The sequence below is a fragment of the Leisingera sp. M527 genome (genome assembly GCF_025141525.1).
Classification (GTDB): domain Bacteria; phylum Pseudomonadota; class Alphaproteobacteria; order Rhodobacterales; family Rhodobacteraceae; genus Leisingera.
Genome location: NZ_CP081037.1, coordinates 1,913,755 through 1,927,853, shown reverse-complemented (window position 1 = coordinate 1,927,853; position 14,099 = coordinate 1,913,755). Strand labels below are relative to the sequence as shown.

12 protein-coding genes are annotated in these 14,099 nt (G+C 59.7%); 10 read left to right on the top strand and 2 right to left on the bottom strand.

The window, feature by feature from the left end; all coding sequences use genetic code 11:
- The first annotated feature begins 46 nt into the window (after positions 1 to 46).
- The 7 genes from K3555_RS09665 to phoB all read left to right on the top strand — a co-directional run bounded on the left by K3555_RS09665 (position 47) and on the right by phoB (position 7,520).
- Complete coding sequence (locus tag K3555_RS09665) at positions 47 to 1,087, top strand: ATP-binding protein (protein WP_260008301.1); 1,041 nt, start codon at positions 47 to 49, stop codon at positions 1,085 to 1,087.
- Between the two features lie 209 nt (positions 1,088 to 1,296).
- Positions 1,297 to 2,352, top strand: a complete 1,056-nt coding sequence (locus tag K3555_RS09660; protein ID WP_259992212.1) for a substrate-binding domain-containing protein — start codon at positions 1,297 to 1,299, stop codon at positions 2,350 to 2,352.
- 111 nt (positions 2,353 to 2,463) lie between these two features.
- On the top strand, positions 2,464 to 3,936 hold the full coding sequence (gene pstC / locus K3555_RS09655) for a phosphate ABC transporter permease subunit PstC (protein ID WP_260008300.1): 1,473 nt from the start codon (positions 2,464 to 2,466) through the stop codon (positions 3,934 to 3,936).
- Entirely contained in the window at positions 3,936 to 5,288 is a 1,353-nt protein-coding gene (gene pstA, locus K3555_RS09650) for a phosphate ABC transporter permease PstA (protein WP_260008299.1), read from the top strand. The genes pstC and pstA overlap by 1 nt, the downstream gene beginning before the upstream one ends.
- 14 nt (positions 5,289 to 5,302) lie before the next feature.
- Complete coding sequence (pstB, locus tag K3555_RS09645; RefSeq protein ID WP_259992206.1) at positions 5,303 to 6,100, top strand: phosphate ABC transporter ATP-binding protein PstB; 798 nt, start codon at positions 5,303 to 5,305, stop codon at positions 6,098 to 6,100.
- Positions 6,101 to 6,116: 16 nt separating this feature from the next.
- Positions 6,117 to 6,827: a phosphate signaling complex protein PhoU gene (gene phoU, locus K3555_RS09640; protein ID WP_259992205.1), complete on the top strand. Its 711-nt coding sequence runs from the start codon at positions 6,117 to 6,119 to the stop codon at positions 6,825 to 6,827.
- A 3-nt stretch (positions 6,828 to 6,830) separates the two neighbouring features.
- Positions 6,831 to 7,520 (top strand): phosphate regulon transcriptional regulator PhoB, encoded by a 690-nt coding sequence (gene phoB, locus K3555_RS09635; protein ID WP_259992203.1) that lies wholly within the window; start codon positions 6,831 to 6,833, stop codon positions 7,518 to 7,520.
- Between the two features lie 69 nt (positions 7,521 to 7,589).
- Here the strand turns inward: phoB and K3555_RS09630 are convergent, their stop codons facing one another.
- Positions 7,590 to 8,501 (bottom strand): LysR family transcriptional regulator, encoded by a 912-nt coding sequence (locus K3555_RS09630; protein WP_260008298.1) that lies wholly within the window; start codon positions 8,499 to 8,501, stop codon positions 7,590 to 7,592.
- Positions 8,502 to 8,600: 99 nt separating this feature from the next.
- Between K3555_RS09630 and K3555_RS09625 the strand changes: the two genes are divergently transcribed.
- Positions 8,601 to 9,821, top strand: a complete 1,221-nt coding sequence (locus K3555_RS09625) for an acyl-CoA dehydrogenase (RefSeq protein ID WP_260008297.1) — start codon at positions 8,601 to 8,603, stop codon at positions 9,819 to 9,821.
- Between the two features lie 657 nt (positions 9,822 to 10,478).
- Here the strand turns inward: K3555_RS09625 and K3555_RS09620 are convergent.
- Entirely contained in the window at positions 10,479 to 12,029 is a 1,551-nt protein-coding gene (locus K3555_RS09620; protein WP_260008296.1) for a trimethylamine methyltransferase family protein, read from the bottom strand.
- Positions 12,030 to 12,673: 644 nt separating this feature from the next.
- Here K3555_RS09620 and K3555_RS09615 point away from each other — a divergent pair.
- Complete coding sequence (locus tag K3555_RS09615) at positions 12,674 to 12,994, top strand: hypothetical protein (RefSeq protein ID WP_260008295.1); 321 nt, start codon at positions 12,674 to 12,676, stop codon at positions 12,992 to 12,994.
- Positions 12,995 to 13,237: 243 nt separating this feature from the next.
- Positions 13,238 to 13,819, top strand: a complete 582-nt coding sequence (locus K3555_RS09610) for an outer membrane protein (protein WP_129370880.1) — start codon at positions 13,238 to 13,240, stop codon at positions 13,817 to 13,819.
- Positions 13,820 to 14,099 lie beyond the last annotated feature (280 nt).

Here is a 14,099-nt window from a genome sequence, read left to right as displayed (position 1 = left end):
TACACAGCGGCGCTAGACAGGCTGGGAATGTAACCGCGGGGTACAGATGACGACCAATCAGATTGACGGGTTTCTGGCGGCGATCCCGCTGCCTGCCGTGATGGTGGACCAGACCGAACGTTTCATCGCTGTGAACAGCGGCGCCGAGGGGCTGCTGGGGCAGGGGATCAGGGGCCGCCACTTCGCCACCATCCTGCGCCAGCCCAGCGTTGCCACAGCCATCGAGGCCTGCCTGAACGACAAGGAATCGCGAACCGCGCGGCACCTGTCCAACGACGGCGCCCAAGACACTGCTTACACGGTCACCCTGCGATATGTCCCTGGCATTGGCGCTGTTGGCGGCGGCGCGGCCCTGGTTTGTTTTGATGACATTACCGAACGTGAGCAAGCCAGCCAGATGCGCCGCGATTTTGTGGCCAATGTCAGCCATGAGCTGCGCACGCCGCTGACGGCTTTGATCGGCTTTATTGAAACCCTGCGCGGCCCGGCCAAGGATGATTCCGCTGCCCGGGACCGTTTCCTGACAATTATGGAGGGCGAAGCCAGCCGGATGAACCGCCTGGTCGGGGACCTCCTGTCGCTGAACCGGGTCGAAAGCGAAGAACGGGTGCGCCCCAAGCAGAGCGTCGATCTGGCCGCCCATCTGGCTACGACTCTGAAAACCCTCGCTCCGGTCGCCGAGGCGCGCGGCGTTTCAATGGAGTTGAAGGCGCCGCAGGACAGTGCAACGGTCATTGGCGATCCGGATCAGCTGCAGCAGGTGTTCACCAACCTGGTTGAAAACGCGGTCAAATACGGAGGCGACCGGGTCTGCGTCGAGCTTAGCTTTACAGAACGGGAGCCGTCGGTGCGTGTGCCTGCAGCCCGTGTTCAAGTGATCGACAACGGGCCGGGCATTGACCCCGTTCATCTGCCGCGCCTGACAGAACGGTTCTACCGCGCCGACAGCCACCGCTCGCGTGAGATGGGCGGAACCGGGCTGGGGCTGGCCATTGTAAAACACATCATCAACCGCCACCGTGGACGGCTGCGGGTGGAAAGCGATCTGGGCCAGGGGTCTGTTTTCACAGTGATCCTGCCCAAGTAGGCCGTCTTTCTGAAAATACTGCCAAGGCATCCAAGCCGCCGCCGGACACCCGGCGGCGGTTTTCTTCTTTCGTGTCACATTTTTTGCCGCCGAAACGCGGTTTGTCATGCAGCTGTTACACTGCCGTCACAAAAGGCTCATCAGCGGCTTCTACGAGGGGCCTAGATCATCGACGGGGTGATCGAACTTAGAAACTCTTGGAGACACAAATGTCCTTTGTGAAACTGACCGCTTCCACCCTGGCTATCGCCGCCGTATCAGCCACCGCAGCAGCTGCCCGCGACCAGGTGCAGGTTGCCGGTTCGTCGACCGTTCTGCCCTATGCTTCGATCGTGGCAGAAGCCTTTGGCGAAAACTTCGATTTCCCGACCCCGGTTGTGGAATCCGGCGGCTCCTCCGCTGGTCTCAAGCGGTTCTGCGAAGGCGTGGGCGAGAACACCATCGACGTCGCCAATGCGTCGCGCAAGATCAAGGACAAGGAAATCGCCGCCTGCGCCGAAAACGGCGTGACCGGCATCATCGAGGTCCGTATCGGCTATGACGGCATCGTTTTTGCCTCGGACATCAACGCCAATTCTTTTGAGTACACCCCTACCGACTGGTTTCTGGCGCTGTCCGACAAGATCATGGTCGACGGCGAACTGGTCGACAACCCGAACACAACCTGGGCCGACGTGAACGCCAACTTCCCGGCTGTCGACATCCAGGCCTTTGTTCCGGGCACCAAACACGGCACCCGCGAAGTCTTTGAGGACAAGGTGATCCTGGCCGGCTGCGAAGCCACCGGCGCGTTTGAGCACCTGCTGGCCCACGCCGAAGGGGATAGTGACAAGGCCAAGAAGAAAGCAGCCGAGAAAGCCTGTATCGCCCTGCGCACCGACGGCAAATCGGTCGATATTGACGGCGACTACACCGAGACCCTGGCCCGCATTGAAAGCAACAAGGACGGTATCGGCGTCTTTGGCCTGGCGTTCTATGAGAACAACACCGACAAGCTGCAAGTTGCCACCATGTCCGGCATCGTGCCTTCGACCGAAAGCATCGCAACCGGCGAATACCCGGTCTCCCGCCCGCTGTTCTTCTACGTGAAGAAGGCGCACATCGGCGTGATCCCGGGCCTGAAGGAATATGCTGAATTCTTCGTGGCTGACGAAGTTGCCGGCGAAGACGGCCCGCTGGCCGAATACGGTCTGGTTGCCGACCCGGAACTGGCGGACACTCAGGAATCTGTTTCCAACGAGGCCGTGATGGGCGGCAACTCCTAAGACGCCCTGTGTGCGATTGACCCCCGCCGGGGCGGAGCCATCCGCCCCGGCGCTTTCTTTCCGCGGCAGGGCTGCCGCAGCAAATACGCCACCGCCAAACCGGAGCTTTTCATGCCCACTTTCTGGCTTGTTGCCCTCCTGCTCGCACTGTCTGCCGCTGGCTTTTACGGCGGCCGCCGCCGCGCGATTGCCACTGCAAACGGTGATGTGAGGGACCTGCACTCGCTGCCGTCATATTACGGCTACCATGTTGCGATGGCCGCCTTTGTCCCGGCCGTCACGGCGCTGGCCATCTGGCTTCTGGCGCAGCCGATGTTCATCGAGACCCGTGTCTCCGGCACAATCCCGGCTGAAGCGGTTCCGGAAAATTCCACCCTGGGCCTGGTGATGAGCGACGTGCGCCGCGTCGCCGAGGGGCTGGACAGTGCAGTAGAACAGGGGCTGTTGACCGCCCGCCAGGCGCGCGACATCAGCAGTGGCGAACAGAACGTGCGTTCCCTGCTGGGTGAGGTCGGCGTGGCCCTTGGCTCGGACGTGCAGCCCGAAGTCCTGACGGCGGCCCAAACCTACCGCAACCTATCGCACACCGGTCGGACCGCCATGACCGTGGTTGTCGCGCTGCTGGCCTTTGGCGGTTTCGCTTGGGCCTACAGCCGCAGCCACAAGGACTTCCGTGCCCGGAATGTGGTGGAGCGGGCCATTCTGGCGCTGCTGATCCTTGCCGCCTCGCTGGCGATCCTGACTACCATCGGCATCGTTCTGTCGATGCTGTTTGAAACCAAAAACTTCTTTGGCCTGCACAGTTGGACGGACTTCTTCTTCGGCTCCACCTGGGCGCCCAACTTCCGCGGCGACAGTGAGCTGTCGATCCTGCCGCTGTTGTGGGGTACGCTCTATATCTCCTTTATCGCCCTTTTGGTGGCGGTGCCGGTTGGCCTGTTTGCAGCCATCTATCTGTCGGAATACGCCAGCGGCACTGTACGGGCCTTTGCCAAACCGCTGCTGGAGATCCTCGCCGGTATCCCGACCATCGTTTACGGCCTGTTTGCGCTGCTGACCGTTGGTCCGGCACTGGCGGACCTCTTTGGCAAGGGCGGCCTCTTGGGGGTCGAGTGGATGGCCGGTGCCACTTCGGTGCTGACTGCCGGGTTGGTGATGGGCATTATGCTGATCCCCTTTGTCTCCTCGCTGTCCGATGACATCATCAATGCGGTGCCGCAGGCAATGCGCGACGGCTCCTTGGGCCTCGGCGCTACCAAATCTGAAACCGTGCGCCAGGTGGTGATACCGGCGGCGCTGCCGGGCATTGTCGGCGCGGTGCTGCTGGCGGCCTCACGCGCCATTGGTGAAACCATGATCGTGGTGATGGGGGCTGGGGCGATTGCCAAGTTCTCTGCCAACCCGCTGGAGTCAATGACCACGATCACCACCCGCATCGTCAGTCAGCTGACCGGTGACACCGACTTTGCCAGCCCCGAAACGCTGGTTGCCTTTGCCCTGGGTCTGACCCTGTTTGTCCTGACCCTCGGCCTGAACGTCCTGGCGCTCTATATCGTGCGCAAATACCGGGAGCAGTACGACTGATGACCGATCTCAGCCAATCCCCCTCCGCGCAGCGCAAACACGGCGGCTCGCTGCTGGAGCAAACCCCGCATACCAAAAAGCGCAACGCGGCAGAAACCCGGTTCAAGGCTTATGGTATTGCTGCCATCGCTGCCGGCCTGCTGATGCTGGCGATCCTGGTGACCACCATCGTCGGCAAGGGCACCGGTGCGTTCCAGCAGACATTTGTCACCCTGAAAGTGGACCTGCTGGAAGGCAAGCTCGACAAGAAGGGCAACCGCGACCTGGCCGATATCAAGAAGGTCACCACCTTCGGTTATGCCCCGATCATCAAGGGCGCGATGGAGGCCGCCGTAGCGGAGCTGGGCATTGAGACCAGCCTCAAATCCAAGGAACTGGCCGGCATCCTGTCCAAGGACGTCGCCGCCCAGCTGCGCGATTTTGTCATCGCCAACCCGGACCAGATCGGCCAAACGGTTGAATTCCGCTTCCTCGCCTCAGGCCGAGTTGACGGCTACCTGAAGGGCCGGGTGACCCGCGACAGCATCGTCAACGACAAGAACATCTCGGCCGAGCAGCTTGATCTTGTTGACGCTTTGGCTGCTGCCGGGGTGCTGGAAAAAACCTTCAACCTCGACTTCATCACCGGTGCCGATGCTTCCGATGCCCGCCCCGAGGCCGCCGGTATCGGCGTTGCAATGCTGGGGTCGCTGTTCATGATGCTGGTGGTGCTGGCGCTGGCGCTGCCGATTGGTGTGGCCGCGTCGATCTACCTTGAGGAATTCGCGCCGCAAAACTGGCTCACCGACATGATCGAGGTGAACATCTCCAACCTCGCCGCGGTGCCCTCCATCGTGTTCGGTATCCTCGGCCTTGCGGTGTTCATCAACTACATGCACTTGCCGACCTCGGCCCCCTTGGTGGGCGGGCTGGTGCTGACACTGATGACTCTGCCGACCATCATCATCTCCACCCGCGCCTCGCTGAAATCGGTGCCGCCGTCGATCCGTGACGCCGCGCTGGGTGTCGGGGCGTCCAAAATGCAGGCGGTGTTTCACCACGTGCTGCCGCTGGCCGCACCGGGCATCCTGACCGGCACCATCATCGGCCTGGCGCAGGCACTGGGCGAGACCGCGCCGCTGCTGCTGATCGGCATGGTCGGATTCATCGCCTCCAACGCGCCGGAAACGATTGCCGACGGCCTGCTGGCGCCGAACTCCGCCATGCCCGCGCAGATCTACGAATGGGCCAAACGCGCCGACCCGGCGTTCTATGAACGCGCCTGGGGCGGCATCATCATCCTTCTCATCTTCCTGGTGACCATGAACACTTTCGCCGTGATCCTGCGCCGCCGCTTTGAACGCCGCTGGTAAGGGGGCATAGTGCAATGAACGACATGACCTTGATGGAAAACACCGTGGACACACAGAAAATCAAAATCGCCGCCAAGGACGTCAACGTCCACTACGGCGACAGCCACGCGATCAAAGACGTGAATGTCGAGATCGAGGACAAGACCGTCACCGCCTTTATCGGCCCCTCGGGCTGTGGCAAGTCGACCTTCCTGCGCTGTTTGAACCGGATGAACGATACCATTGATATCTGCCGCGTGAAGGGCGACATCCTGCTGGATGGCGAGGATATCTATGACCGTCGCGTCGACCCGGTACAGCTGCGCGCCAAGGTCGGCATGGTGTTCCAGAAGCCGAACCCGTTTCCGAAATCGATCTATGACAACGTGGCCTATGGCCCGCGCATTCACGGCCTTGCCAAGAACAAGGCGGAACTGGATGAAATCGTTGAAAAATCCCTGCGCCGCGCAGCCATCTGGGACGAGGTGAAAGACCGCCTTGATGCCCCTGGTACCGGCCTGTCCGGCGGCCAGCAGCAGCGCCTGTGCATCGCCCGCGCTGTAGCCACTGAACCCGAAGTACTGCTGATGGACGAACCCTGTTCGGCGCTGGACCCCATCGCGACTGCGCAGGTCGAAGAGCTGATCGACGAACTGCGCAGCCAGTATTCGGTGGTGATCGTCACCCACTCGATGCAGCAGGCCGCGCGCGTCAGCCAGAAGACCGCCTTCTTCCACCTCGGCAATCTGGTGGAATTCGGTCCCACCGGCCAGATCTTCACCAATCCCGAAGATCCGCGCACCGAGAGCTACATTACCGGCCGGATCGGCTGATCTTTAGGAAAAACAAATGACTGCACAGCATATTGCATCTGCTTTCGACCGTGACCTGGAGGCAATCCAGGCCCGGATCATGAAAATGGGCGGCCTGGTCGAGGACGCTATCCGCGAAGCCGCCAAGGCGCTTGAAACCCGCGATGAGGAACTGGCCCTGACTGTGCGCCAGGGCGACAAGGCCATTGACGGGCTGGAAGAATTGATCAACGAGGAAACCGCCCGGCTGATCGCGCTGCGTGCTCCGGCGGCTTCCGATCTGCGGCTGGTGCTGTCGGTGATGAAGATCGCCGGCAACCTGGAACGCATTGGCGACTATGCGAAAAACATGGCCAAGCGCACCACAGTGCTGGCTCAGGGGCCGAACACCAGCGAAGGCGCCGCCGCCCTGCGCCGGATGGCGCGCGAGGTAGAGCGGATGTTGAAGGACGCGCTTGATTCCTATATCCAGCGCGACGTGGAACTGGCCCGCGACGTGATAGAGCGCGACCGCGATGTGGATCAGATGTACAACGCCCTGTTCCGCGAATTTCTGACCCACATGATGGAAGACCCGCGCAACATTTCGGCCTGTATGCACTTGCATTTCATCGCAAAAAACACTGAACGCATGGGCGACCATGTGACCGCGATTGCAGAGCAGGTGATCTATCTGGTCACCGGCGAGAAGCCGGAGGAAGACCGCAAGAAGTTCGACACCACCTCAACCACACCGCAGGAGATCTGACCAATGGCTGCCGATCAGCCCACTGTTCTGGTTGTAGAAGACGAAATGGCACAACGGGAAGTGCTGGCCTATAACCTTGAAGCGGACGGTTTTCGTGTGCTCAGGGCCAAGGACGGCGAGGAAGCCTTGCTGATGGTTGAGGAGGACATGCCGGATATGATCATCCTCGATTGGATGATGCCCAACCTCAGCGGCATTGAAGTGTGCCGCCGCCTCAAGACCCGCGCGGAAACCCGCAATATCCCGGTTATCATGCTGTCCGCGAGGTCCGAAGAAGTGGACAAGGTGCGCGGCCTGGAAACCGGCGCCGACGATTACGTTGTGAAGCCCTATTCGGTGGCGGAGCTTATGGCCCGCGTGCGCAGCCAGCTGCGCCGGGTGCGGCCCTCTACCGTGGGTGTGCGGCTGGAATATGATGATATCGTACTGGACGCCGAAACCCACAAGGTCAGCCGGGGCGGCAATCCGCTCAAGCTGGGACCGACCGAATTCCGCCTGCTCTCCACTTTCATTGAAAAACCGGGCCGGGTGTGGAGCCGTGAACAGCTGCTGGATCGCGTCTGGGGCCGTGACATCTACGTCGACACCCGCACCGTCGACGTCCACATCGGCCGATTGCGCAAGGCGCTCACCCAGCACGGCGGCAACGATCCCGTTCGTACGGTGCGCGGCGCTGGCTACGCCTTAGGCTGAAATCTGGGCTGAACCGGCACCAGGGGACACGGATGGCGTAAAGGGGGGGCACGCATGGCCCCCCTGATTTTAGCGCGGCAGCGGGTCTTCGGGTTGGGCTTTCCCGGCCAGCCAGGTGCGGAACTTCATCAGCGCCGGCGCGTTGGATTTCCGCTCCGGCCAGACCAGGTAATAGGCGCCTTCGGTTTCCACCGGCTCCGGATGCAGCGCCACCAGGCGGCCTGTCGCCAGATCCTGCTCGACCAGATAATCCGGCATCAAGGCGACACCCAACCCATGCAGCGCAGCCTGGGTGATGGTTGCGAATTGATCATAGATCGTACCGCCCAGGCTGGCACCAGCTTCAATACCATTCTGCTCAAACCAATCGGTCCAGGCGCTTGTTCTGGTTTGAATGTGCAACAGCGGCAGCTTCAGGATGTCTTTGACCTCATCAATGCTGCGCCCTTCCAGAAGCAGCGGTGCACAGACCGGCAAAAGCTGCTCGTGCTTCAAAAGCAGCGATTGCGTGCCCGACCAGGACGCATCCCCAAAATGTATCGCTGCATCAAAGGGTTCAGTGGCGAAGTTGAAAGGTTCCAGCCGGGTCGCCATGTTGATGGTCACATCCGGGTGCAGCCGGGCAAATTCCGGCAGCCGCGGCATCAGCCAGCGCATGCCAAAGGCAGGCAGGATTGCCAGATTGAGCGACCCGGTCAGCGGCGCGGCCTGTAAACGAAGGGTGGATTGCACAATCTGGTTCAATGCCTGGCGGATCTCGGCGGCGTAATCCTGGGCCTCTGTGGTCAAGGCCAGCCGCTTCTGGTGCCGTTGCACCAGTTCCATCCCCAATTGCCGTTCCAGCGTCTGCAGCTGGCGGCTGACGGCCCCTTGTGTCAACGCCAATTCATCTGCAGCCGCCGAAGCGCTGCCCAGCCGGTCCACTGCCTCCAGCGCGCGCAGCGAGGAGATCGAGGGCAGGAATTTACGCGGCACAGTCATGTATGAGTGTTTGTCATGGTTTGTTGCGAAAGTCTCGCTGTTTTTTCCGTTCACCTCGCGTTAGGGTTTGCCCAATTCGCGAACCACTGAGGTGACAAGATGACTGACAAACCTGCCCTGCGCGCCAAAGATGCCCCGGACCTGGGCCGTTTCAATTGGGAAGACCCGTTGCGGTTGGAGGACCAGCTGACTGAAGACGAGCGGATGATCACCGCCTCGGCCCGCGCCTATGCTCAGGAAAAACTTCAACCTCGAGTGCTAAGCGCTTATGAAAACGAGGAAACTGATCCGGAAATTTTCCGCGAGATGGGCGGGATGGGTCTGTTGGGCACCACCATCCCGGAGGAATACGGCGGGCTTGGCGGCGGCTATGTGTCATATGGCCTGGTCGCCCGCGAGGTGGAGCGCGTCGACAGCGGTTACCGCTCAATGATGTCGGTGCAAAGTTCGCTGGTGATGTATCCGATTTACGCATACGGAAGCGAAGAACAGCGCCGGAAATACCTGCCCAAGCTTGCTACCGGCGAATGGATCGGTTGTTTCGGTCTTACTGAACCGGACGCGGGTTCTGATCCCGCCGGTATGAAAACCCGGGCTGAAAAGACCGAAGGCGGTTACCGTCTGACCGGCTCCAAAATGTGGATTTCCAACGCGCCTATCGCTGATGTCTTTGTTGTCTGGGCAAAATCCGAAGCCCATGGCGGCAAGATCCGCGGTTTTGTGCTGGAGAAGGGCTTGAAAGGTCTGAGCGCGCCAAAAATAAAAAATAAGGCCAGCCTGCGCGCGTCCATTACTGGTGAGATCGTCATGGACGGTGTTGAGGTCGGCGAGGATGCGTTGCTGCCGCATGTTCAAGGGCTCAAAGGTCCTTTCGGCTGTTTGAACCGCGCGCGTTATGGCATCAGCTGGGGCGCAATGGGCGCGGCTGAGGCTTGCTGGCACGCCGCCCGGCAATATGGCCTGGATCGCACGCAATTCGGGCGTCCGCTGGCCAACACCCAGCTGTTTCAGCTGAAACTGGCGAACATGCAGACGGAAATCACTTTGGGTCTGCAGGCATCATTGCAGGTTGGGCGGCTGATGGATGCTGCCAATGCGGCGCCGGAAATGATCTCGATTATAAAACGCAATAACTGCGGCAAGGCTTTGGATATCGCCCGCATGGCGCGGGATATGCACGGTGGCAACGGCATCAGCCTGGAGTTCAACGTGATCCGCCACATGGTGAACCTGGAGACAGTGAACACTTATGAGGGCACCCACGACGTGCATGCCTTGATCCTGGGCCGGGCTCAGACCGGATTGCAGGCTTTCTTCTAAGCATAGCAAGCAGCGCGGGAAATTGTCCCTGCGCTGCATTATCGCATTATTGAAATGCATTTCCGCAACATGGCTGCACACCGGGAGTTCCGCAAAGGCTGGCAGGGGTGTAGTGCGAAACGCGCCAGCAGTTTTGGATCCGAAAGTGTTGATTGAGCAGGCGGGTAGAGGGTCAGAACCTTAAAGAATTTCGGAAAAAGTTCATCTGATGGTTAATTTTAATAATTCCTATCGGCATTCTATAATGATTGTCAGGTGATCATTTGCCCCTGCCTTGCAGAAGTGAAACCGATCGCAAATGAGGCTAAAAACCTAGCACCTTGCAGTTTCGCAAAGTCAACCCGCTTAACGCCAGGTCAAATGCAGACACCTTTGCAGTTATTCAAAGTCATTTTGCTCAAATACAGGCGCGTTTTTGCAGGCTGATCGCCGTATTCAGGCGAGGAGACCTGAAAAATTTCGCGTGTTAATAAAAGGTTATCATCATATTGGGTGTGACAAAAGTGCTTTGTGAAAATTTTCTTAACTTACTGGCTGAGATAGCTGAGGGGGCAGGAAAACGCCCTGAGTTCCCGAGCCAGGCGTGCTGATTTTGTGCTGGTCACAAAAGACGGGCCGGAAAATTCCGGCCCGTATCAGCGCATCTGGAATGTCGGGTTAAGCCGGAAGGTGGATGTTGAACGTCTCGCGGATTGCCATGTCGGTTGCGGCATCAAACCGAGCGGATGCGCGCTGGGACAGGATCTTCTCCTTCTTGGCAATAGCCTTTTGGATCAGGTCAGGCTTTTCAAGCTCCACCCATTCCTTGGGAGATGTCCGGTCACCCAGATCCGGGTAGACATAATCGACCTGCATCCGGCTGAGGGTTTGATCGGTGCCCAGGTAGTGGCCAGGCCCGCCCATGCACGTGGCGCGCATCTGGTCCAGAGCGAGGGTTTCATCGTTCACCTCAATGCCGCGAACGCATCTCTGTGCCTGGCCGAGCAGATCGTTGTCCAAAATCAGCGATTCAAGGCAGAACCCCAGCAGTGACGCATGCATTCCGGCGGCTTCATAGGCCATGTTGAGGCCGGAAAGCCCCGCCATGACCGCAGAGCACATCTGCTCCCAGCCGGCCTGCATATCCGGCAGTTTGGAATCCGATGCGCCAGCCGCGGCACCGCCCGGCAGGTTGTAAAATTTATGCATCTGAGCACAGCCTGCAGTCAGCAACGCCTGTTCGCCGGAGCCCACGGACATCGCACCGGTACGCAGATCAAGACCAAAGGGCCAAGTGCCGAAAATAGCGGGTGCACCAGGACTTACAGCGTTAACATAAACCAGGCCGGCGAGGCATTCTGCAACCGCCTGGGTGATGGCGCCGGCGATGGACGAAGGGGCGGTTGCCCCGGCCATGCCTGCCGACAGCAGCAGCACCGGCATACCGCCTTTGATGCATTCCTCCATCACTTCACAGGATTCGGTTGCAAACTTCATGGGAGGCACCACAAAGCAGTTCGAGTTCGACACAAAAGGCCGCTCGCGCCACTTGTCTTCGCCGCCCGCAATCATGTGCAGCAATTCCAGTCCCGGCTTCACGAAATCCGGTTCGCTAAAAGAGACGCCGACATGTTTGGTCGTGCCTGCGGTGGTCGCGTAGATGGAGTTCAGGTCCATCTCAAGATTGTCGGGGATGTCGCGGCATACCATCGGACGTTGGACAAAGTGGATATTGTCCAGCTGATCACAGATGCGCGCAGCGTCGTGCAGATCCTGCACAGTTGAATCACGGTATTCCTTGCCGTGGACGTCGACCACGCTGACCGCGGCCCCAGCAGTGCCATAGTGAACCCGGCCGCCAGACAACTGCAGGTCAGACTTGCCATCCCGGCTGTACAAGGTGACGGAGCGGTTTGCCTTGGTGATGGTGTCTTCGACCAGCGCGCGCGGGAACCGGATGCGGCCGTCATCCCCCAGCACGCAGCCGACAGAAGTCAGATAATCGATACCGCTTTGCGGCGCGTCGGCAAGACCGATTTCTTCCAGCGCGGTCAGAGCGGTCTCATGGATTTTTTCCATATCTGCCTGGCTGAGCAACTTCAGCGCAGTGGATTCCATGCCGGGGCGGACCGGGCGCAGGTGTTCCGGCAATGCAGCGGCGCGGGCTGCACGGCGGGCATTACGCCCTCCGCTACGGGCGGCGCGGGACGGGGAGGCTTGATCGTTCATTCTGTGAGCCTTTCAGAAGGAGTGAGTTGAAGTGTTGAAACGTCAACTCACTGCGGCCGGCCCCTTGCCGCACGGCCCCGTGCCGCACCGATGGTGCGGCAGATAAGGCTGACATGGCAGCGTTCACCTTGCATGCGGACTCCTGTTCAGTTCCCTGCAAATTGGCACGCTTTTGCGTCGTTTCTAGCACAATAGCGACCTTGGTGAAAAAAACGACATGTTTTTCATTTGAGCAGAGGACGCCATGAGGCCTGAGAAGCCGCAAGCTTTTTCCTAAAATGTCATCATTTTTAATGCTGTAATCTCGATTTTTAACGCTTCACGCAGTGGTTCATTGTTGGCAAAGTGCGTTCGGGAACCAAATATTAAGCATTAATGGCTATACTGGTTATCCTGGGGATGGAGCGCTGATCCAGCGCATTTCAAAAAGGCACAGCCACATGCCGATGGTTAAAAAGGCCAGACACAGGTGCTCTCTAGCTGCGGTATTTGCGGCGGCGGCTCTGATTTCTCAGACATCTGCCGCAGAAGAATGGCGGCCGTTGCCCTCCGGTTTCACAGGCCAGGCCGCTGCTGCAACTGGCAGCAGACCAACAAGTGAAACACGCTCCTTCCAATTTGCCTATGGCCGCCATCTGGGGGGAATGATCCTAGCAGGCACTGTCTCGATGGAGCAGTCAGGCCTGCTGACACAAGCGGTGCATGCGGAAGAAACCCGTCAGCTGCGGTTGCACGCGGGTTATGACTTTGGCCCTGCAACCGGTTTTGTGACCCTGGGCAGGGTACAGGCAGAAACGTCCAGCGGATCGCGGCATGGACCGCTGTTTGGCCTGGGCATGCGGGTTTCGTTGAACCGTGCGCTGCAGGTGACCGGAGAATTGCTTCACCACGAGGCCGGACCAAGGGACGGCACTGCCAGCCCGCGCGGGGAGACCTTGTCGGTGAGTGCCGCTTTCCGGTTCTGACCCGGTCTTTTGAACATTCGGCAGCGTTGCCGCCACTAGGACCGGGGAGGCCGGTTTTCAATGGCTTGGCAATTTCCTGCCTGCGGATTCCGGCGGAAAGACGCACGTGTCCGAGGGTTTTCGGCCAGTCACTGCCAGTTCAGCAGGCGTGATCAACGCGGCTCTGGAAGTTCCTGTGCAGAACCCTTTTGTAGCTGACAACGGCGCACAGCTTGCGCCGGGACTGCAAAAGGAGAAGTCTGAATGACTCGTTTCGTAGCTATGACAGCCATCGCCGCCGTAATGGGCAGTGCGGCCTTTGCCGGCAATGTAAGTGATCCGGTAATTGAACCCGCTCCAGCTCCGGCGCCTGTTCCGGTGGCCAATGATGGCGGCGACTGGACCGGTTTCTACCTGGGTGGCCAGGTCGGCCAGCTGGATGCAGACGCCAGCAACGGCGCCTCCGGAGACGATACCGCTTATGGTATTCACGGCGGCTACAACCATGATTTCGGCCGTTTCGTATTGGGCGGCGAACTGGAATATGATGCAACCGACCTGGATCTGGGCGGCGGTGCGACTGTTGACTCGGTTGCCCGTGCCAAGGTGAAGGCCGGCTATGACTTTGGCAATGTGCTGGCATATGTGACCGGTGGCGTGGCCGAAGCTGACAGCTCGCTGGGGAGTGAAACCGGCGAGTTCTACGGTGTCGGCATTGCCTATCAGGTGACCGACCAGTGGCAAATCGGCGGCGAAGTGCTGGAGCATGAGTTCGACCAGTTCGGCAATTCGGGCGTGGGGGCGGATGCCACTTCGGTATCGCTGCGCGCATCCTTCAAGTTCTAAGCCTGCCAAAATTACGGGCGCGGCACTCCTGTTCCGCCGCGCCCTGGGCCGCCCGGTCCGGGCCCAAGACGGACCGGGCGGTCGTTGCCGTTTGAGGCAAAAGGCTTGGCGGGCTGAATGTCCCGTGCTAAGCATCCTGCATGAACCAAAATTGCACCATCATTAACTGCTGCATTACCTGCTGACATATCAGCGGGCCGGTTTCTGTCGTTTTCATTTCTCTGACAAGTTGCTAAGCCCGCGCTGCGCGCAACGGGTGATGCCGGCCGTTTTTGGCTGG